Source organism: Kribbella sp. CA-247076 (genome assembly GCF_050942445.1).
GTDB lineage: Bacteria > Actinomycetota > Actinomycetes > Propionibacteriales > Kribbellaceae > Kribbella.
The window spans coordinates 3299749-3318705 of the sequence record NZ_CP192051.1 but is presented as its reverse complement, the minus strand read 5'-3'; the positions used below and the strand labels follow the sequence as shown (position 1 = coordinate 3318705).

18 protein-coding genes are annotated in these 18957 nt (G+C 71.1%); 7 read left to right on the top strand and 11 right to left on the bottom strand.

Going from position 1 to position 18957, the window contains the following annotated elements; genetic code table 11:
* Position 1: 1 nt before the first annotated feature.
* Positions 2 to 835, top strand: a complete 834-nt coding sequence (gene fdhD / locus ACQPYZ_RS15700) for a formate dehydrogenase accessory sulfurtransferase FdhD (protein WP_433168799.1) — start codon at positions 2 to 4, stop codon at positions 833 to 835.
* On the opposite strand, the gene ACQPYZ_RS15695 is transcribed toward fdhD, so the two are convergent.
* Entirely contained in the window at positions 819 to 3587 is a 2769-nt protein-coding gene (locus ACQPYZ_RS15695) for an AAA family ATPase (RefSeq protein WP_433168797.1), read from the bottom strand. The genes fdhD and ACQPYZ_RS15695 overlap by 17 nt on opposite strands.
* Positions 3584 to 4714 carry a metallophosphoesterase family protein gene (locus ACQPYZ_RS15690; protein WP_433168795.1) on the bottom strand — a complete coding sequence of 377 codons (1131 nt, stop codon included), beginning with the start codon at positions 4712 to 4714 and terminating at the stop codon, positions 3584 to 3586. Before ACQPYZ_RS15690 ends, ACQPYZ_RS15695 begins: the two co-directional genes overlap by 4 nt.
* Before the next feature lie 172 nt (positions 4715 to 4886).
* On the opposite strand from ACQPYZ_RS15690, the gene ACQPYZ_RS15685 reads away from it, so the two are divergent.
* Both ACQPYZ_RS15685 and ACQPYZ_RS15680 read left to right on the top strand, forming a co-directional pair.
* Positions 4887 to 5444 (top strand): GNAT family N-acetyltransferase, encoded by a 558-nt coding sequence (locus ACQPYZ_RS15685; RefSeq protein ID WP_433168793.1) that lies wholly within the window; start codon positions 4887 to 4889, stop codon positions 5442 to 5444.
* Entirely contained in the window at positions 5437 to 5937 is a 501-nt protein-coding gene (locus ACQPYZ_RS15680; protein WP_433168791.1) for an HAD family acid phosphatase, read from the top strand. Before ACQPYZ_RS15685 ends, ACQPYZ_RS15680 begins: the two co-directional genes overlap by 8 nt.
* Here ACQPYZ_RS15680 and ACQPYZ_RS15675 read toward each other — a convergent pair whose 3' ends face one another.
* Genes ACQPYZ_RS15675 through ACQPYZ_RS15655 form a run of 5 tightly spaced genes read right to left on the bottom strand, consistent with a single transcriptional unit; the run spans position 5938 to position 11521 of the window.
* The gene (locus ACQPYZ_RS15675) at positions 5938 to 7614 is read right to left on the bottom strand and encodes an ABC transporter substrate-binding protein (RefSeq protein WP_433168790.1); all 1677 of its coding nucleotides are present in this window, start codon (positions 7612 to 7614) and stop codon (positions 5938 to 5940) included.
* 9 nt (positions 7615 to 7623) lie between these two features.
* Positions 7624 to 8610, bottom strand: coding sequence for an ABC transporter ATP-binding protein (locus ACQPYZ_RS15670; protein WP_433168788.1), 987 nt, complete (start codon positions 8608 to 8610; stop codon positions 7624 to 7626).
* The gene (locus tag ACQPYZ_RS15665; protein WP_433168786.1) at positions 8603 to 9601 is read right to left on the bottom strand and encodes an ABC transporter ATP-binding protein; all 999 of its coding nucleotides are present in this window, start codon (positions 9599 to 9601) and stop codon (positions 8603 to 8605) included. Before ACQPYZ_RS15665 ends, ACQPYZ_RS15670 begins: the two co-directional genes overlap by 8 nt.
* Positions 9594 to 10592 carry an ABC transporter permease gene (locus tag ACQPYZ_RS15660; RefSeq protein WP_433168784.1) on the bottom strand — a complete coding sequence of 333 codons (999 nt, stop codon included), beginning with the start codon at positions 10590 to 10592 and terminating at the stop codon, positions 9594 to 9596. The genes ACQPYZ_RS15665 and ACQPYZ_RS15660 overlap by 8 nt, the downstream gene beginning before the upstream one ends.
* On the bottom strand, positions 10592 to 11521 hold the full coding sequence (locus tag ACQPYZ_RS15655) for an ABC transporter permease (RefSeq protein ID WP_433168782.1): 930 nt from the start codon (positions 11519 to 11521) through the stop codon (positions 10592 to 10594). Before ACQPYZ_RS15655 ends, ACQPYZ_RS15660 begins: the two co-directional genes overlap by 1 nt.
* A gap of 132 nt (positions 11522 to 11653) precedes the next feature.
* On the opposite strand from ACQPYZ_RS15655, the gene ACQPYZ_RS15650 reads away from it, so the two are divergent.
* Positions 11654 to 12523, top strand: a complete 870-nt coding sequence (locus ACQPYZ_RS15650; protein WP_433168780.1) for an alpha/beta hydrolase — start codon at positions 11654 to 11656, stop codon at positions 12521 to 12523.
* On the opposite strand, the gene ACQPYZ_RS15645 is transcribed toward ACQPYZ_RS15650, so the two are convergent.
* Entirely contained in the window at positions 12512 to 13039 is a 528-nt protein-coding gene (locus ACQPYZ_RS15645) for a GNAT family N-acetyltransferase (RefSeq protein ID WP_433168778.1), read from the bottom strand. The genes ACQPYZ_RS15650 and ACQPYZ_RS15645 overlap by 12 nt on opposite strands.
* Before the next feature lie 79 nt (positions 13040 to 13118).
* Between ACQPYZ_RS15645 and ACQPYZ_RS15640 the strand changes: the two genes are divergently transcribed.
* Positions 13119 to 13829, top strand: a complete 711-nt coding sequence (locus ACQPYZ_RS15640) for a nucleotidyltransferase domain-containing protein (RefSeq protein ID WP_433168776.1) — start codon at positions 13119 to 13121, stop codon at positions 13827 to 13829.
* 22 nt (positions 13830 to 13851) lie between these two features.
* On the opposite strand, the gene ACQPYZ_RS15635 is transcribed toward ACQPYZ_RS15640, so the two are convergent.
* The 3 genes from ACQPYZ_RS15635 to ACQPYZ_RS15625 are packed head-to-tail and all read right to left on the bottom strand — an operon-like array spanning position 13852 to position 15770.
* Positions 13852 to 14499: a hypothetical protein gene (locus ACQPYZ_RS15635; RefSeq protein ID WP_433168774.1), complete on the bottom strand. Its 648-nt coding sequence runs from the start codon at positions 14497 to 14499 to the stop codon at positions 13852 to 13854.
* 51 nt (positions 14500 to 14550) lie between these two features.
* On the bottom strand, positions 14551 to 15225 hold the full coding sequence (locus ACQPYZ_RS15630) for a hypothetical protein (protein ID WP_433168772.1): 675 nt from the start codon (positions 15223 to 15225) through the stop codon (positions 14551 to 14553).
* On the bottom strand, positions 15222 to 15770 hold the full coding sequence (locus ACQPYZ_RS15625) for an RNA polymerase sigma factor (protein ID WP_433168770.1): 549 nt from the start codon (positions 15768 to 15770) through the stop codon (positions 15222 to 15224). The genes ACQPYZ_RS15630 and ACQPYZ_RS15625 overlap by 4 nt, the downstream gene beginning before the upstream one ends.
* 197 nt (positions 15771 to 15967) lie before the next feature.
* On the opposite strand from ACQPYZ_RS15625, the gene ACQPYZ_RS15620 reads away from it, so the two are divergent.
* Both ACQPYZ_RS15620 and ACQPYZ_RS15615 read left to right on the top strand, forming a co-directional pair.
* Complete coding sequence (locus ACQPYZ_RS15620; protein ID WP_433168768.1) at positions 15968 to 17485, top strand: TldD/PmbA family protein; 1518 nt, start codon at positions 15968 to 15970, stop codon at positions 17483 to 17485.
* Positions 17482 to 18891, top strand: coding sequence for a metallopeptidase TldD-related protein (locus ACQPYZ_RS15615; RefSeq protein WP_433168766.1), 1410 nt, complete (start codon positions 17482 to 17484; stop codon positions 18889 to 18891). Before ACQPYZ_RS15620 ends, ACQPYZ_RS15615 begins: the two co-directional genes overlap by 4 nt.
* The last annotated feature ends 66 nt before the right edge of the window (positions 18892 to 18957 follow it).

Here is an 18957-nt window from a genome sequence, read left to right as displayed (position 1 = left end):
TATGAGCAAAGGTCCGACCACGCGGTTCAAGGTCGAGGTGCTGGACGGCGACCGGACGTCCCGGCGGGAGGACGTCGTCGTCACCGAGGAGCCGCTCGAGCTGCGGCTGGAGTGGCCCGGCCGCCCGCCCGAGCCGCTGGTGGTGACGATGCGGACGCCGGGCGCGGACTTCGAGTTGGCCGCCGGGTTCTGCCTCGGTGAGGGGTTCGCGGTCCGGCCGGACGCGATCCGGACCGTTGCCTACTGCACCGATGTGAAGCTCACCCGCGAGCAGCAGTTCAACACCGTCACCGTGACCCTCGACGCCCCGCCCGACCGCGAGCCGCCGCAGCGGTACGGCGTGACGTCGGCGGCGTGCGGTGTCTGCGGCCAGCAGAGCCTCGACGAGCTCGCCGAACGCGACTACGCCCCGGTCGACCCGGTGCGGGTCCCGGTCGACGTCGTACGACGGCTGCCGGACCTCCTGCGCGAGGGTCAGCCGACGTTCGGCCGGACCGGCGGGCTGCACGCGGCCGGCCTGTTCACCGCCGACGGCCGGAAGGTCGTGGTGAAGGAGGACGTCGGCCGGCACAACGCCGTCGACAAGGTGGTCGGCTGGACCGTGCTGAACCAGCACAGCCGCGAAGGGCTCGTCCTGACCGTCAGCGGCCGGGCGGGCTACGAGATCGTCCAGAAAGCGGTCGCCGCCGGGATCGGAATGATCGTCGCGGTCGGCGCCCCGTCCAGTCTCGCCGTCGACCTCGCCCGCCGCTTCGACGTCACCGTGGCCGGCTTCACCCGCGGCGACCGTTGCGTCGTCTACAGCGCGCCGGAGCGGATCACCCGTCCAGCTTGATGAAGGTGGCCTTCGGGACGTACTCGTAGCGGTCCGGCATGCAGGTCAGGATGATGATCTGGCCGTGGTCGCCGGCCCGGCCGAGGAGCGCGCCCATGTCGCGCAGGCGGGCCTTGTCGGACCAGCCGAGGGCGTCGTCGAAGATCACCGGCACACTGCCCTGGCCGGTGCTGACCAGGTGGCTGATCGCCAGCCGGGTGATGATCGCCAGCTGCTCCTGAGCACCCGTCGACAACGCCTCGACCGGCAACCGCGCGCCGTCCAGCTCGCGCTCGGACACGGCCAGGTCGTCGTCCAGCCACACCCGGAACGACGGCCCGTACACGCTCCGCCCCAGCGACTCGATCCGGCTCTGCAGCGGCTCGGAGTACTTCGTCTGCGCCTCGGCCCGATGCCGGCTCAACGTCTCGTACACCCGCCGCGCGGCGTCGGCCCGCCGCCGCAGACTCTCGTGCTCCGACCGTACGGCGGCCAACTCGAGCTCGGCCAGGTCGCGCCGGGTGGCCAGCCCGTCCCGGCCGGACTGCTCCAGCCGGCCCTCGGTCGTCCGCAGCGCATCCCGCAAGGTGTCCCGCTCGCTCTGCAACCGCCCGGCGACGGCCAACGCGTCCGCCAGCTCACCGGCGACCCGGTCGGCCCCGGCTGCGTCTGCCTGCTCCTGGACGGCGGTCAGCTCCTCGAGCACCGCCTCCACCTCCGCCGTCGCCTCGACCTCGGCCGCGGCGACCGCATCGTCGTCGAGCACGGCCCGAGCCGTCTCCAGCGCCTCGACGGCCGCGGCCAGGCGTTCGGCCGCGATCTCCGACCGCGCCCGCACGTTCTGCGCCTCCGACCGGTCCTCGTCGGCGGCCTTCCGGGCCTGCGCGGCCGCGAACTCCGCGTCCCGCAGCAACCGCTCGGCCTCGGCCAGCCCGTCGCGCGCCTCTTCGAGCACGCGTTGCGCACCGGCAAGGTCGTCGGGCTCGGCCACCGGCGGCTCGAAGTCGTCGAACAGCGTGTCGTGCGGCGAGGCGAACTCCTCGAACAACGACATCTGCCCCGGCACACCCTCGACCGCGGGCTGCTTGCCGCTCTCCTCGCCTTCCGCCTCATCGTCCACGCCGACCCCGAGGCGCGCGGTCAGCACCGCGATCCGCTCCCCCGGATCCCCGCCGGCCGTCAGCGTCCGCTCGGTCCGCCGGGCCTCGTGCAGCTCCGCCGAGGCGGTGTCCGCCTTCCGCAACAACTCCCGCGCCGCGGCGACGTCCTTGACCCCGGCCTTCTTCAGCAGATCCTGCTCGCGCCGGACCGCGTCGTCCACCCGCGAGCGCAGCGTCGCCGCTTCCCCGCCGGCCCGAACGGTCACCTCGACCTGCCCCGGTACGCCGACGACGAGCTCACCGGAGACGAGCACCTCGGCCGCCTCGTCGAAGCCCAACTCCCCCGGCACGCTGCCCGACGGACAGTCCAGCCCGGTCCCGGACAACTCGACCGGCTCGGCGCCAAGTCGCCGTACCGAGACCTCAGGTACACCGGCCGCCAGCGCCGCACGGGCCTCGACCACCGCGGCGTGGGCGTCCTCCAGCGCGGCGACGAGCGCGTCGTCGACCTTGATCCGGTCCAGAATCGTGCCGGCCGCGGCAATCCGCGCGCGGACGTCGACCAGCTCGGCCTGCTGCCCGAGCAGCCGGTCCAGCTCGGCGCGATCCATCAGCTCCGAGACCCGGCGTTCCGCTTCCTGGACGTCCGTACGGCGGGCGTCCTTCAGCTCCACCACATCCGCCAGGGCCGCCTCGGCCGCGTGCACGGTCTCGGCGGCGGTCTTGGCGACCATCTCCGCGTCCGTACGGCGTTCGGAAAGCTCGGCGTCGGCCCGGGTGAACCGTTCGACGTCGTCGAGCAGTCGCTCCCGCTCGATCCGGGTGCGGGTGTGGTTCTCCAACCGGGCCCGCGCGGTCTCGGCCCGGTGCCGGACGGAGTCGCGGCGGAGGAGAATCTCGTCGGTCGCCTTCTTGCGTTCGCGGAGCTCCTCGACCGAGATGAGGTGCTCGGTCAGCCGGCCGGTGACGTCCTCCAGGTCGAGCGCCAGCCGCTCGGCGCGGCGGATGTCCTGCTGGACCTCCTCCATCGCCTTCAGCGCCTGCGCCGCGGTCAGCTCGGCCGCGACCACTGCCTTCTCGGACCTGGCGAAGTCCCCGGTGGCCCGGCCGCCCCGTGTCCAGTAGCGCAGGTACTCGTGCTCGACAGCCGTCACGAGCGGCATCGACGCGCCGTCGACCGGCGTCCCCGACTCGGCGGTCACCGCGGTGATCAACGGCTCGGCGTCGGCCGGAGTCGGCAGCACCAGCGACTGGCCCTGGCTGACCATCAGCGTCTGCCAGAGCACCGGGTCGACGTGCTCGTGGAACAGGCGCTCGGCCTCGTTGTGCGCCTCGCGGCCGGTCCACGACTGACGCCGGCCGTCGGACTCGACGATGGTCAGCTCGGTCGAGCGGTTCTTCAGCCAGCGCTTCGTGTAGGTCAGCTCGCGGCCACCGAGGGTCAGCTCGGCGGTCACCTCGGGACCGACGTCCTGGCCGACCGGCTGGATGTCGCGGATCCGGGTCGACTTCGAGTCGTCGGGCAGGTCGAAGATCAGGCCGAAGGCCTCGACCAGGCTGGACTTGCCGACCTCGTTGTCGCCGACCACCACGGTCGTGCCGAGTGCGGGCAGCCGAACGGTACGGTCCTGGACGCCGCGGAAGTTCCGCAGCGTCAGAGAGTGCAGCCTCATCCCGCGTCCCGGGCCAGTCGGTGCATCAGGGAGAGCGCCGCGCCCGCGCCCTCGTCGCCGGCCGCGAGCGCTTGGCGCAGCTCCTCCATCGCGGCGCGCGCCGGCCCGCTCAGCTGCAGCGCGTCCAGGTCGGCCGCGTCCGGGGCCGGCCGGACGGTCCAGAACTTCGCCCACCGCTCGACGCTGGCGAACACCTCGCCCTGCGCGTCGATGATCATGTCCAGCCGGCTGTGCAACGGCAGCGGCAGCGACCCGTCACCGGCGAGCCGGACGTACGTCCGCTCCTTGTCCGGCAGCTCGGCGAACCAGTCCTCCAGCGCCTGCAACGACTCCTCGTCGAACAGCTCGACCCGGTGGTCGACCATGTGCCAGGCGCCGACGCGCACCGGCTCGACCTCGATCTCGCCCGCGCCGATCGTCACCTTCAGCACGTTCCCCGGGGCGTCCTCCTCGGGAGACGTGACCTCCTGCGTCCCCGAGAACCAGATCCGCTCGGTCACCTGCGTCGTCGAGTGCCGGTCGCCGAGACCGACGTACTGCACCCGTCCGTCCGCGACGGCTGCTTCCAGCGCGGCCTGATCGATGGTCGGTACGTCGGACATGCCGCCGCTGAGACTGGTCAGCTGGCCGTGCGCGAGCAGGATCCGGGTGACCCCGGGGGCTGCGGGCTGCAGGTCGGCGTACCCGGGCGCGGCCGGGTCGGAGAGCGGGCGGCGCGAACGCCAGGGCGCGCCGACGATCTCGACGCCGGGCACGATCTCCAGCGGGGTGGTGTCGGTCAGGACGGTCACGTGCTCGGGCGCGTGCGCCTGCCACTGCGCCGACGTCCACAGCGAGCCGGGCTCGAGGGCGTCGTGGTTGCCGGGCAGGAGCACGACCGGGACGGGGATCCGCTTGAGCGCTTCGCACGCCCGCAGGATCGTCTGCCGCTCGACCTGGTTGTGCTCGAACACGTCCCCGGTGACGACCACGAAGGCCGCGCCGGTGCTGGTGGCGACCTCACCGATCCGCGCGACAGCATCCAGCCGGGCCTGACCCCACCGGGCCTGACCGTCCGGCCCCAGGAACCGGCGCATCATCCCCAGCTGCCAGTCCGAACTGTGCAGAAACGTGATCGACTCTTCCATCGCGCTGAGAACGCTAACCCGACCCACCGACAACCGCCCAGCCCAACACACCCCAACCCCCACTCCGCCCACACTCCGGACGCCCACCCGATCACTTTGTGCACGGTCCACGCACGTTTCGAGCGCGGCGATGCGTGCCGGGGGCACAAAGTGGGATGAGAGGATCGGTCGGGTGGAGTGCTACCTGGAAACCGAACGCCTGACGCTGCGGCGGTTCAGCGCCGACGACCTGGACCTGCTGGCCGACCTCGACTCGGATCCGGAGGTGATGCGGTTCCTGACCGGGCAGCCGACACCACGCGACGAGGTGGAGAAGGTCGTCCTGCCGGGGATCCTGCGGATGTACGACGAGCATCCCGGCCTCGGGACGTTCGCGGCCGAGCAGAAGGTGGACGGCGCGTTCGTCGGGTGGTTCGGGCTGCAGCCGACGCGCGAGCCGGCCACCGTGGACGTCGGGTACCGGCTCAACCGGACCGCCTGGGGCAAGGGGTACGCGACCGAGGGGACGAAGGCACTGATCGACAAGGCGTTCGGCGAGCTCGGGCTGGACAAGGTGGTCGCGGACACGATGGCGGTGAACCACCGGTCCCGGGCGGTGATGCGCCGGTCCGGGCTGCGGTTCGTCCGGATCTTCCACGAGCACTTCGACGACCCGCTGCCGGGCAGCGAGTTCGGCGAGGTCGAGTACGCCGTCGACCGCCGTACCTGGGAGGCTGGACGCCGTGCCTGACGACGACCGGCGCCCGTACGCCGTCCTGGACATCGACGCGACGTTGTCCGACACCAGTGAGCGGATCCACTTCCTGCAGAAGCGGCCGAAGGACTGGGAGTCGTTCTTCGCGCACGCCAAGGAGGACGCGGTCCTGGACGAAGGGCTCGCGGTCGCGACCACGCTGGCGGCAGACCACGAGATCGTCTACCTGACCGGCCGCCCCGAACGGCTGCGCCGGCAGACGCTGAAGTGGCTGAAGGACAACGGCTTCCCGGACGGGAAGGTGTACATGCGCGGCAACACCGACCGGCGGCCGTCGGTGATCATGAAGCTCGGCCGGCTCAAGCGCCTGGCCGAGCAGCGGCCGGTCGCCGTCCTGGTCGACGACGACGTGAAGGTGTGCGCGGCGGCCGAGAAGGCCGGCTACCCGGTGATGAGGGCCGACTGGGGACTCGACGCCGAGACCCAGCCGGCCCTCTTCGAGGCCCAGGAGGAAGAGGGCCGGACGTGACTACTTGCTCAGCCCCGTGATCAGCACGTTCGGGTACGGCGGGTACGGCGGCAGGTAGAAGTTCTGCACCTTGGACCCGTGCAGGAACGCGTTGCGCGCGTAGATCAGCGGGACGACCGGGGCGTCGGCCATGATCTGCTTGTCGATCGCGGTCCACAGCCCCGCGGCCTTGGTCCGGTCCGACTCGGCCGTGGCGGCAGCGATCGCGGTGTCCACCGCCGGGTTGGAGTACCGCGAGATGTTGTAACCACCGTTGCCGGCCTCCGAGGACGCGAACAGCGGCTGGATGTTGCCGAGCGCGCTCGGGAAGTCCGGCAGCCAGCTCGACACGGTCAGGTCGAAGTCGGGCTTGTTGCCGGTGATCAGGTCGGTCAGCGGCTCGTAGTCCAACGGCCTGATCGTGACCGTGATCCCGGCCCGCTTGAGACCCTGCTGGATCGCCTGGGCGACGGCGAGGTTGGTCGGCAGGTTCTCCGCCGCCATCACCAGGTTCAGGTTCGACACGCCCGCGGCCGCGAGCATCGACTTGGCCTTGTCCGGGTCGCCCTGCGGCGGCGCCTGGTACAGGTCGTACTTCTCCTGGCCCTCGATCCCCGGCGTGATCAGGGTGGTCGCGATCTCCCCGCCGTACTCCGGGCCGCCCTCGGCGACCTGGACCGCCTGCTTGTCGACGGCGTACTGGATCGCCTTGCGGACCTCCGGGTTCGCCAGTGCCGGGCGCTTGGTGTTCATCGCCAGGTACTGCAGCGCGCCGGACGGTGACGTCGCCACCCGTGACTTCACCGCCGGGTTGCCGGTGACCGTCGGGATCAGCGCGGCCGGCACCGAGACACCGGTGGACGCGGCGAACTTGTCGTCACCGGCGTCCGCGATCAGCCGCTGGTTGACCACGTCCGGCTGCAGGCCCATGTCGATCACGATCGCGTCCGGCAGGCCGGTCCGCGCCTCGTCGGTCGCCTTGTCCCAGTTCGGGTTCCGCTCGAGCTCGAGCTTCGAGCCGGGGGCATACGACTTCACCTGGTACGGGCCGCTCGCGACCGGGTCCTCGCCGTAGTGCGCCGGGTCCTTGTCGGCCGCCTTCGGCACCGGTGAGAACGCCGGCATGCTGACCACCCACGGCCAGTCGCCGAACGGCTTGTTCAGCTTGAACACGATCGTGGTGTCGTCCGGCGTCTCGATCGACGCCAGCTGCGCACCCTTGTACGGGCCGGTGTACTTGTCCCCGCCGACCAGCAGCGACTTGTGGTAGCCGAGGCCGCCGGACAGCTCCGGCGCGAACGACCGCTCGATGCCGTACTTGATGTCGGCGGCAACGATCGGCGACCCGTCGGCGTACTTCAGCCCGGACTTGAGCTTGTACGTCCAGGTCTTGCCGCCGTCGGTGACCTGACCGGTGTCGGTGGCCAGGTCGGGGACGAGCTCGGCGGCCTTGTCCGGCGAGGTCTTCCACGACGTCAGGCCGCGCAGCACCAGGTGGATCGTGCTGGTGCCCAGGTTCTGGCTCTTGGCCGGGTCGAGGCTGATCTCCTTGCTGGTGCTGAGGACGTGGAACGTGCCACCGGCCTCGGCGGCCGCGGTGTCGCCGCCACCAGGGGTGGACTGGTTGTTGGCGTTGCAGGCGGCCACCGCCAACGCCAACGCGGCCGCGACCGCGACCGCTCGGGTTATGCGTTTCATGAGTTCCTCTCAGGAGGTGGGGGGCTCAGGGAAGTAGCAGGCCGCCCGGTGTTCACTGCCTTGGCCGGTGCCGCCCCCGACGGGCTCGAGCACCGGACGCTTGGTCGCACAGACGTCCTCGGCCTTGTAGCAGCGGGTCCGGAACGGACACCCGGACGGCGGATCGATCGGCGTCGGCACGTCGCCGGACAGCACGATCCGGTCCCGCTCGGCGCCGGGCTCGGGCACCGGTACGGCGGACAGCAGCGCCTTCGTGTACGGGTGAGCCGGCGCCGCGTACACCTCGGCCGCCGGCCCTTCCTCGACGATCGTGCCGAGGTACATCACGGCCACCCGGCTGGCGACCTGGCGGACGACGGCCAGGTCGTGAGCGACCAGCACGTACGACAGACCGAGCTCGTCGCGCAGGTCGGCGAGCAGGTTCAGCACCTGTGCCTGCACGGACACGTCGAGCGCGGACACCGGCTCGTCACAGACCAGCAGCTCGGGCTTCACCGACAGGGCCCGGGCGATCCCGATCCGCTGCCGCTGACCGCCGGAGAACTCGTGCGGATAGCGCTCCAGGTGCTCCTCGGACAGCCCGACCTGCTGCAGCAGCTCGACGAGTTGTGCCCGGGTCGGACGCACGCCCTGGGCCCGGAACGGCGTGGTCAGGATGGTCCCGACGGACTGCCGCGGGTTCAGCGAGGCCTGCGGGTCCTGGAAGACCATCTGGATCTTCCGCCGGACCGGCCGCAGCTTCCGCCCGCGGACCTTGGTGACGTCCGCACCACCGATCGCGACCTTGCCGGCGGTCGGATCGAGCAACCGGGTGGCGACCCGGGCCAGCGTCGACTTGCCGGAGCCGGACTCGCCCACGAGCCCGACCGTTTCGCCCTTGCGGACGACGAAGTCCACGCCGTCGACCGCCCGGACCGACCTGCCCTCGCGCCACGGCGCGCCGCGGACCCCGAAGTACTTCCGCACCCCGTCCAGGCGGAGCAGCTCCTCAGACATCGGACGGCCTCCGCCCCAGGTGGCAGGCCGCCTCGTGATCGCCTTCGCCCGGCCGCGGCGTCAACTCGGGACGCTCGGTGACACAGCGTTCACCGACGCGTTCGGCGTACGCGCACCGCGGCTGGAACGGGCAACCGGTGGTGATCGACCCCGGCGACGGCGGCGACCCCGGGATCGTGGCCAGCCGCGGCCTCGGGGGTACGTCGACCCGCGGCATCGCACCGAGGAGCCCGAGACTGTACGGATGCGCCGCCCGGTGGAACAGGTCGCGGACCGTCCCCCGCTCGGCCGCGCGCCCGGCGTACATCACCAGGACGTCGTCCGCGGTCTCGGCGACCACCCCGAGGTCGTGTGAGATCAGCACGAGCGCCGTCCCGAACTCCGCTTGAACGTCCGCCAGCAGCCGCATGATCTGCGCCTGCACGGTGACGTCGAGCGCGGTCGTCGGCTCGTCCGCGATCAGCACCTTCGGGTTGTTCACCAGAGCCATAGCAATCACGACCCGCTGCCGCATTCCCCCGGAGAACTCGTGCGGGTAGTTGTTCGCCCGGCGGGCCGCGTCCGGGATGCCGACCCGGTCGAGCAGCTCGACCGCCCGCCGGCGGGCCTCCTTCTTCGAGGCGTCGTGGTGCAGGCGGTACGCCTCGGCGACCTGCCAGCCGACGGTGTAGTACGGATTGAGCGCGGACAGCGCGTCCTGGAAGACCAGCGCGATGTCGTTGCCGCGGACACTGCGGAGCTCCTCGTTGGACAGGCCGACGAGCTCGCGGCCGTCGAGCAGCACCTCGCCCTTGACGTCGGCGTTCGCCGGCAGCAGGCCCATCACCGCGGCGGAACTGACGCTCTTGCCCGAGCCGGACTCGCCGACGATCGCGAGCGTCCTGCCCGGCGCGACCGCGAAGTCGATGCCGTCGACGGCCGGGACCAGGCCGTTCTCGGTCCCGAAGGTGACGTGCAGGTCGTGGACCTCGAGCACGGGCCGGTCAGCCATGACTCACCCTCGGGTCGAGCGCTCCGTGCACGATGTCCACCACCAGGTTCGCGAGGATGATCAGGAACGCCGAGAAGAGCGTCGTACCGACGACCACGGCGACGTCGAGCTGGCCGACCGCGCTGAGCAGCAACTCGCCGAGGCCCTGCATGCTGAACACCTTCTCGGTCAGGATCGCACCGCCGAGCAGACCGCCGAGGTCGAGGCCGAACAGCGTCACGATCGGCACGAGCGCGCCGCGCAGCCCGTGCCGGAGCACCACCCGCGACTCACCGGCACCCTTCGCCCGGGCGGTGGTGATGTGGTCGAGGTTCAGCTCCTCGAGCATCTGGGCGCGGGTGAGGCGGATGTACGACGCCGCCTGGATCAGCGCCAGCACCAGCCACGGCGTGATCAGGTGCCAGGCCCAGTCGATCGGGCTCTCTGTGAGCGGCACGTAGCCGTTGACCGGGACCATGTTCAGCCAGAAGCCAAAGACCAGGATCGCCAGCAGACCGACCAGGAACGACGGCGACGCGACCCCGACCAGCGCGAAGCCGACCGCCAGCCGGTCGAGCAGCTTGCCCCGCTTCAGCGCGGCCACGACGCCCAGGGTCACGCCGATCAGCAGCCACAGTACGGCGGCGCCGAGCGCGATCGACGCGGTCACCGGCAGCCGCTCGATGATCAGCGTGGTGACCGGCCGGGCCAGCGGGAAGGAGTAGCCGAAGCACGGTGCGTTGCACTGCACGGCCGCCGTACCCTCGCCGAAGGTGCGGCCGGCGAAGATGCCCTTGAGGAAGTTCAGGTACTGCTGGAGCGTGCTCTGATCCAGTTGCATGAAGTGCCGGGCCTGCTCGAGCCGGTCCGGCGTACACGGCTTGCCGCAGGCCAGGTGGGCCGGGTCCGCGGGCAGCGCGTAGAAGATCAGGTAGACGGCAAGGCTCAGGGCGAGCATCACCAGGACGGCGGCGGCCAGCCGGCGTACGACGAACCACGCGAGATCGGGCATCAGCCGGCCCTCCGCATGCGGACGTCGAACGCGTCCCGGACGCCGTCGCCGAGGAGGGTGAACCCGAGGACCGCGAGGAACAACGCGGCCCCGGGGAACGCCAGGAACCACGGGTCGGCGCCGGTGTACACCCAGACGATCGAATCGGAGATCGATCGGCCCAGGCTCGGTGTCGGGGGCGGTACGCCGACCCCGAGGAACGACAGCGCCGCCTCGGCGGTGATGTAGCCGGGGATCGCCAGGGTGGCGACGACGAGCACCGGTCCGAGCAGGTTCGGCAGGAGCTCGCGGGTGATGATGTGCCAGCCGGACGAGCCGACGCTGCGGGCCGCCTCGACGAACTCGCGGGCGACCAGCGACTTGGCCTGGTTGCGGATCAGCCGGGCCAGCGTCGCCCAGCCGAACACACTGAGCACCAGGATCAGCAGCAGCCAGCGCGGGAACCCGGCCGGCACGATGATGCCGAGGGCAATCATGAAGACCAGTTGCGGGAAGCCGAACAGGAAGTCGACCAGCCGGGACACGACCGCGTCGTACCAGCCGCCGAAGTACGCCGCGCTGATACCGATGAGCGTGCCGACGACCGTGGTCACGACGGTGGCTACGACCGCGATGAACAACGACGTCCGCAGCCCGAGTACGACGATCGAGAACAGGTCACGCCCGGTCAACGGCTCCACGCCGAACCAGTGGTCACCGCTCACCCCACCCAGCGCACCCTTGGGCGCGTTGCCGCGGGCCGGATCGAGCAGATCGATGTGGTACGTGTACGCGTCCTGCCCCGCCAGCCTCACGATCAACGGCGCCGCGGCCGCGACCACGATCAGCACGGCCACGATCACCACACCCGCACGCGCACTCCGGTCCCGCCGCAACCGGCGCAACGCCTGCCGGGTCGGCGAAACGGCCCCGGCAACCGACGAACTCACAAGCACTCCCGACTCCCGCACACACCAGCCGACACACGCTAGGCCGCATCCTTCCACTACCCCACCCCCATCCCGAATCCTGAAAAACCTGATCCGGCGGCTGAAGACTCAGCTAGTGAGTACGCTCCGCCCGTGGAGCACGAACTGCGCATCGGCGACCGAGTCCTGCACTACTGCACGTACGGCGACCCGGCCGGGCCTCCAGTGGTTTCCCTCGGCGGCTCCCCGAGCACCCGATGGAAGCGCCCGGACGCGATTCGCGCCATCGAGGACTCCGGACTCCACCTGTTCGTCCCCGATCGTCCCAGGTACGGCGGTTCGACCAGACAACCCGGTCGCACGGTCGCCGACGTCGCGACCGACGTACAGGTCATTGCCGATGCCCACCACGTGGACCGGTTCGCGGTGACCGGCGGCTCCGGCGGCGGGCCGCACGCCCTGGCCTGCGCTGCGCTCCTCCCGGACCGGGTGACCAGCTGTGCGGTGTCCGCCGGCATCGCACCACCGCTCGTGGACGGTCCGGAACCAGGCGACGACGAGGACGATCCCCGGCGGAACCGGACCTTCTGGCTGGCTGCCCGCGGCGAGGAGAACATCCGTCCTCTGTTCCGGGAGGCGGGCCGCAGGATCATGACGGCTGCCGAGGCCGGCGGTCCCGAGATTCCACCTGACCCGCACTCCCCCGGCCCTCCCGCACCCCCGGCTCGTGATGATCCGGCCGCGATGGCACGGCTCACCGCGACGTTCGTCACCGGTCTCGACGGGTGGGTCGACGACAATGTCGCCTTCGCGGCGGACTGGGGGTTCAGGCTCGGCGACGTCCGGGTTCGGACCAGCATCTGGCACGGCTCCGCCGACGAGCGCGCCCAGAAGCACGCCAGGTTGCTCGCGCTCGAGATTCCCCACGCCGAGGTCGTTCCCTACGACGGCGGCCACATCCAGCCCGCTCCCGCCTACCGCGCACTCCTCGGCTGGCTGGGCGGGCGGCCGTCACAGCGTTAGCTGGTAGAGGCTTACCTGGGTGGTGGGGGTGTCGGTTGTGCGTTGGCCGGGGGGGCCTGCGACCGTGGTGTCGGCTTGGTGGTGGAAGTCGTGGGATTCGTAGTAGGTGCGGAGGCGGGTGTTCGTGGTGACGCAGTCGAGGCGGAGGTAGGTGCAGCCGAGGGCTCGGGCGGTGGCGGCGGCCCAGTCGAGGAGGGTTGCGCCGAGGCCGGGGGCGGTGCGGCTGACGGCCATGCGGTGGACGTAGCCGGCCGTTCCCTCGTGGTCGGTCCAGAGCTCGTCGTCCCAGTCGAGGGTGATGGTGCCGGCGACGACTCCGTCGAGCCGGGCGAGCCAGGTCTCACCGCGCTCCACGGCCGGTTCGACCCACTCCGGCTTGAAGCGGTCCGGCCACTGGTCGATGCCGGCCGCCCTCAGCCACGCCGCTGCCTCGTCGAGTACGGCGAGGAGGTCGCCGAGCTCCGCCGTCGTCGCGGACTCGAGCGTCAGCCGCCGCGTCCGCCAGTTCTTCCGCACGCCCAGTAGCATGCCGCGCCCACCACCCAGATCCGAAACTCGGTGGCTGCGCGCCGGCTACACGCCGGACACTGGGGTGATGGTGAACGACGCGGTGGAGGTCGCCCGGCAACTGATCGCGGAGGAGTACCCGGACGCACGCGCGGCCTGGCTCGGCGGCAGTGTCGTCCGCGGTGACGCGGGTTCGACCTCGGACCTGGACATCACCGTCCTCCTGACCGGCCCGCCGGCGCCGTTTCGGCGGTCGCTGGAGTACGGCGGATGGCCGGTCGAGCTGTTCGTGCACACGGAGAAGTCGCTCCGCCACTTCTGCGACAAGGACCAGGTACGTCGTCAGCCGAGCATGATGCGACTCGTCGGCGAGACCGTCGTACTCGTGGACAAGGACGGGTCCGGCGCCCGCCTGCGGCAAGCCGGTCTGGACGAGATCGCCGCCGGACCCACACCGTTGACCACGGACGAGCTCGACCAGTTGCGCTACGGGATCACCTGCCTGCTGGACGACCTGGCCGACGCGACGACCGTCGACGTACGCACGGCCATCGCATCGATCCTGTGGCAGGACGCGGCCCGGCTGCTGCTCACCGGGTCGCGGCTCTGGTCAGGCACGGGCAAGGGACTGCTGCGTGAGCTCCACCGGTACGACGAGGCGCACGGCACGGACCACGGACGGGCGCTGCCGGCCGGCGTACTCGACACCGAGCGACTGGTCGAGGAGGTGGACGGGATCCTCGACCAGTTCGGCGGGCGGCTGTTCGCCGGCTTCGAGCTGCGGGCCCAGCCGGAGTGACCGGCTCAGCCGGTATGGCTGCTCACTCGGCGTCGACCAGTTGCCAATCGCGGCGCTTGGGCAGCAGGCGTACGGCGATCACGGCGACGACCGCGCCGAGCAGGAAGCCCGGGATCGTCCACCGCCACCCGGTGAACACGGTGTCGGACGTGGCCTGGGCGGTTGCCGCGGGCTGCTCGGCGGCGGCGGCCGGCTCCTCCGCGGGGGCTTCCGGAACCTGACCGATGTACGTCGGGCCGCCCCAGGTGGAGTCCTTCGAGAGCAGGTTCATGGAGCCGAGCAGCTTGAGCAGCCCGGCCCGATCGGTGGCCTGGTGCCAGACCGGGCTGTGCGGCAAGGTGCTGCCGTCCGTCGAGGAGCGGGTCGCGATCCACGGGCCGCCGGGTGCGTCGGGGTAGATGATGTCGACCCGCCAGACCGACAGGTCGTGGATCAGCCACGTGGCCCGGACGAACCGGCCGACCTCATGATTCTCCTTGCTGTCCCGTGATCCGGTCATCGCGGTCAGCCGCTGCAGCTCGTCGTACCGCTGGTCTTCGTAGCCGACGGCAACCACAGTGGGTGGACTACTGAGCAGGACGCTGGTCGGGCCGCCCGCCTGGGCGGGCGCGGCGCCGAGGGCGGCTACAGCGAACAGGGCGACGAACAGGGCAACAGTACGGCGGACCATGGCAGCTCTCCCTGGGAACGAGGACTCACACCCCTGCTACACCGCCGACGCCTAGGAGGTTCCGAAGGCCAGCTCCACGGCCTGGGCCTTGTCGGGGACGCCTTCGAGCCGGTAGGTGACTCCGGCGGACACCCACACCAGCGTCGGTCCGGCCACGCGGACGCGGCGCTCCACCCCGGCCGGGTCGACGAGCACGAGCTCGTGCGGGGCGTCGAACCAGTAACCGTTGAGCTCCGGCACGCGATCGACACTTTGGTAGTACTTCTTGTAGTAGAGCGGCGACACCTCGGCATGGAACTGCTCCAGCCGTACGCCGTCCCAGCCGAGCGCCACGAAGGCCGCCGAGGCCTCGACTCCCTTGGGCGTCCCGAGGCCCCTCGGGACGGCGGGTTTGAACCCGGCGACCCGCTGCGCTTCCTCCAGGGACAGCTGCCCGGTCACGGGCGGCGGCGCGGTCGGCGTACTCGTCGGAGCGCTCGCTACAGGATGTGCGCGGACTCCTCCAATGTTGAGCCACTCGGCGACGGTCGCACGGACCGGTGGGGTCGCTACCGCACCGGCAACGAGCACCAGGAACAGGGCGAGGAAGGTGCGCCAGCGGTCCCTGAGCGAGCGTCGTACAGGCAGGTCGGCCACGCGAGTGAGCACTGCGGCGGTCAGGGCGTCGTCCACCGGAGGTACGACGGCAGAGCGGCCGAGAGCGCGGAGTTCGTCGTCCAGACTCATCGCTGCACCTCCTTGTCCGGTAGCTCGTCCCGTAGCCGGCCCAGGGCGCGGTGGAGGCGGGACTTGACCGTCCCGCGCGGCCAGCCGAGCACCACCGCGGTCTCCTGCTCGTCCAGGTCCAGCAGGTAGCGGCAGGTCACCACGAGCCGGAACGGCTCCGGCAGCGACCTGACTGCCGCCAGCAGCTCCTGGCGCCGCTCGAGCGTGACGGCCTCCTCGGCGGGGTCCAGTACGACGTCGAGCGGTGCGGCCAGCTCCTCGCGGTGGAAGCGGCGGCTGCGGGACCGGAGGAGGTTGCGCGTCTCGTTGGCGACGATCCGCAGCAGCCAGGGGCGGAAGGCCGCGCCGGTGCGGAAGCTGTCGAGTGCCCGGTACGCCTTGACGAACGACTCCTGGACGACGTCGTCCGCGTCCGCGCCGGCGCCGAGGAACACCGCCGTACGCTTCGCCACCTGGGCGTGCAGCACCACCAGCTCGCCGTACGCGGCCGACTCCCCACCCCGCACCCGAGCCAGAACCTCCGCCTCGTCAACCCCGCCGATCACGCCTCCCATCACCCATCACCGACCGCCCGCCCGAGCAGCCCACCCGCCGCCCGCGCCGGCCGCTCGTTCGCGCCGCCCGCCCCACCCAGCCCGGCGAGGCGGCCCCGAACAACAGCCCGCCGAGCGCAGCGAGGCGGTTTCTTGTCATTGTGTCTACACCGCCGGGTCTCCCCGGGTTCCCTGTATAAGGTCGTGGCGTGCCTGAAGTCGACGCGAGTTTTCTCGCCCTTCCCCGTCATGAGCTTGCCGAGGCCGCCCTGCAGCGGGCCAAGGACCTCGGTGCCACCTTCGCCGAGTTCCGCCTCGAGCGGATCCGCTCGGAGTCGATCGCCCTGCGTGACAGCCGGCTGGAGAACGCCAAGGACGACGAGGACCTCGGTCTCGCCGTCCGCGTGATCCACGACGGCACCTGGGGGTTCGCCGCCGGGGTCGCGCTGACGAAGGACGAGGCCGTGCAGGTCGCCGAGCAGGCGGTGAACATGGCGCAGGTGTCCCGCCCGATCAACGCGGAGACGATCGAGCTCGCGGACGAGCCGGTGTACGCCGACGTCACCTGGGTGTCGGCGTACGAGATCGACCCGTTCCGCCTGCCCCGGGCGGAGAAGCTCGCGCTGCTGACCGACTACAGCGACCGCCTGCTCACCGCCGACGGTGTCGCCCACGTCAGCGTCCACGTCGCCTCGGTGCACGAGTGCAAGTTCTACGCGAACTCCGCGGGTACGTCGTACACGCAGCAACGGGTCCGCATCGGCCCGAAGCTGACCGCGTTCGCCGTCGACCCCGAGTCCGGCCGTTTCGACTCGATGAGCACCTGCGCACCGCCGGCCGGCCGCGGCTGGGAGTACCTGACCGGCACCGGCTGGGACTGGGACGACGAGCTGGCGAACATCCCCGGTTGGCTGGCCGAGAAGATGGCCGCCCCGAGCGTCGAGGCCGGCACGTACGACGTCGTCGTCGACCCGACGAACCTGTGGCTGACGATCCACGAGTCGATCGGCCACGCGACCGAGCTCGACCGCGCCCTCGGCTACGAGGCCAACTACGCCGGCACCAGCTTCGCGACCCTCGACCAGCACGGCACGCTGCAGTACGGCTCGCCGATCATGCACGTGACCGGCGACCGGACCGCCGAGCACGGCCTGTCCACCGTCGGGTACGACGACGAGGGCGTGGCCGGCCAGCAGTGGGACCTGGTCAAGGACGGCATCCTGGTCGGCTACCAGGTCGACCGCCGGATGGCCAAGGTCAACGAGGACGTGCTCGGTACGCCGCGCTCGAACGGCTGCGCGTACGCCGACTCGTCCGGCCACATCCCGATCCAGCGGATGGCGAACGTGTCGCTCCAGCCCGCCCCCGACGGCCCGTCCACGGACGAGCTGATCGCCCGGGTGAAGAACGGCATCTACATCGTCGGCGACAAGTCGTGGTCGATCGACATGCAGCGGTACAACTTCCAGTTCACCGGCCAGCGGTTCTACAAGATCACCGACGGCCGGCTGGACGGCCAGGTCCGCGACGTCGCCTACCAGGCGACCACCACCGACTTCTGGGGCTCGATGGAGGCGGTCGGCGGCCCGCAGACGTACGTTCTCGGCGGCGCGCTCAACTGCGGCAAGGCCCAGCCGGCGCAGTCCGGAGCCGTCAGCCACGGCTGCCCGTCCGCGCTGTTCCGCGGCGTCCGCATTCTCAACACCACGCAGGAGGCCGGCCGGTGACGACCGCCATTCAGCTCATCCCGCAGGACACCGTCGAGCAGGGTCTGGCGCTGGCCGCGGCCGAGGGCGCCGACGGCTGTGTCGTCATCGTCGCCGAGACCTCCAGCACCAACCTGCGCTGGGCGAACAACACCCTGACCACGAACGGCGCGATGCGTGGCTCAAGCGTGACCGTGATCGCGACCGTCGGAGCCGGCGAGGGTACGGCGGCCGGCGTCGTCGGCCGGTCGTCGGTCACCGACGCGTCGTTGCGCGAGATCGTCTCCGCCGCCGTGGCGACCGCGAAGGCGTCGAGCCCGGCCGAGGACGCGCGTCCGCTGGTCGCGGGCGACGCCGGCGCCGGCTGGGACGAGGAGCCCGAGGAGACCACGGTCAGCGTCTACGAGAAGTTCGCGCCGGCCCTCGGCGAGACGTTCCAGCGGGCCGGAAGCGAGAACCGCTGGCTCTACGGCTTCGCCGAGCACGAGGTCGTCACCCTGTACGTCGGCTCCTCGACCGGACTGCGGGTGCGGCACGCCCTCCCCCGCGGTCTGGTCACCGCGACCGGCAAGTCGGGTGACCTGAGCCAGTCCGCGTGGGTCGGCGCCGCCACCCGCGACTTCAGCGACATCGACGCGCACGCGATCGACGCCGAGCTCACCCGCCGGCTCGGCTGGGCGGCCCGGACGGTGTCCGTCGACGCGGGCCGGCACGCCACGGTGCTGCCCCCGGCCGCGGTCGCCGACCTGACGACGTACCTGTACTGGTGTCTCGACGGCCGGGAGGCGTTCGAGGGCCGCAGCGTCTTCGCCAAGCCGTCAGGTGGAACGCGGGTGGGCGACGTGCTGTCCTCGCAGCCGGTCAACCTGCGGTCGGACCCCCTGCTGCCCGGCTTGGAGACGTTTCCGTTCGCGGTCGCCCGGTCGTCGGGCGGTTCGTCCAGCGTGTTCGACAACGGTCTCACGCTGGCGGCGACCGACTGGATCCGCGGCGGCCGGCTCGAGTCGCTGACGACGAGCCGGCACACCGCCGAGCTCATCGGCGCACCCGCGGCCACGCCGGACATCGACAACTACGTCCTGACCGTCGACGGCGCGAGCGGCAGCACCGACGACCTGGTCGCCGGGCTGGAGCACGGTCTGCTGCTGACGTGCCTGTGGTACATCCGGATGGTCGACCCGCAGACGCTGCTGCTCACCGGTCTCACCCGGGACGGCGTCTACCTGGTCGAGAACGGCGAGGTGACCGGTGCCGTGAACAACTTCCGGTTCAACGAGAGCCCGGTCGACCTGCTCGCCCGCTTCACCGCGGCGGGCGCGACGGTGCCGTCGTTCTCGCGGGAATGGGGGGACGGCTTCTCCCGGACGGCGACCCCGCCGTTGCTCGTCCCGGACTTCAACATGTCGAGCGTCAGCCAGGCCAGCTGACCTTCGTCCACAGGGAAATCCACAGTTCCGGGAATTTCCACAGGACAGCGAAACGCCCCGCGCCCC

Bases quoted from the DNA above. Each gene is read 5' to 3' on its own strand.
- ACQPYZ_RS15635 (WP_433168774.1), bottom strand. From the start codon at position 14,499: ATGGTCCGCCGTACTGTTGCCCTGTTCGTCGCCCTGTTCGCTGTAGCC.
- ACQPYZ_RS15670 (WP_433168788.1), bottom strand. From the start codon at position 8,610: ATGTCTGAGGAGCTGCTCCGCCTGGACGGGGTGCGGAAGTACTTCGGG.
- fdhD (WP_433168799.1), top strand. From the start codon at position 2: ATGAGCAAAGGTCCGACCACGCGGTTCAAGGTCGAGGTGCTGGACGGC.
- ACQPYZ_RS15640 (WP_433168776.1), top strand. From the start codon at position 13,119: ATGGTGAACGACGCGGTGGAGGTCGCCCGGCAACTGATCGCGGAGGAG.
- ACQPYZ_RS15675 (WP_433168790.1), bottom strand. From the start codon at position 7,614: ATGAAACGCATAACCCGAGCGGTCGCGGTCGCGGCCGCGTTGGCGTTG.
- ACQPYZ_RS15695 (WP_433168797.1), bottom strand. From the start codon at position 3,587: ATGAGGCTGCACTCTCTGACGCTGCGGAACTTCCGCGGCGTCCAGGAC.
- ACQPYZ_RS15690 (WP_433168795.1), bottom strand. From the start codon at position 4,714: ATGGAAGAGTCGATCACGTTTCTGCACAGTTCGGACTGGCAGCTGGGG.
- ACQPYZ_RS15630 (WP_433168772.1), bottom strand. From the start codon at position 15,225: ATGAGTCTGGACGACGAACTCCGCGCTCTCGGCCGCTCTGCCGTCGTA.
- ACQPYZ_RS15660 (WP_433168784.1), bottom strand. From the start codon at position 10,592: ATGCCCGATCTCGCGTGGTTCGTCGTACGCCGGCTGGCCGCCGCCGTC.
- ACQPYZ_RS15665 (WP_433168786.1), bottom strand. From the start codon at position 9,601: ATGGCTGACCGGCCCGTGCTCGAGGTCCACGACCTGCACGTCACCTTC.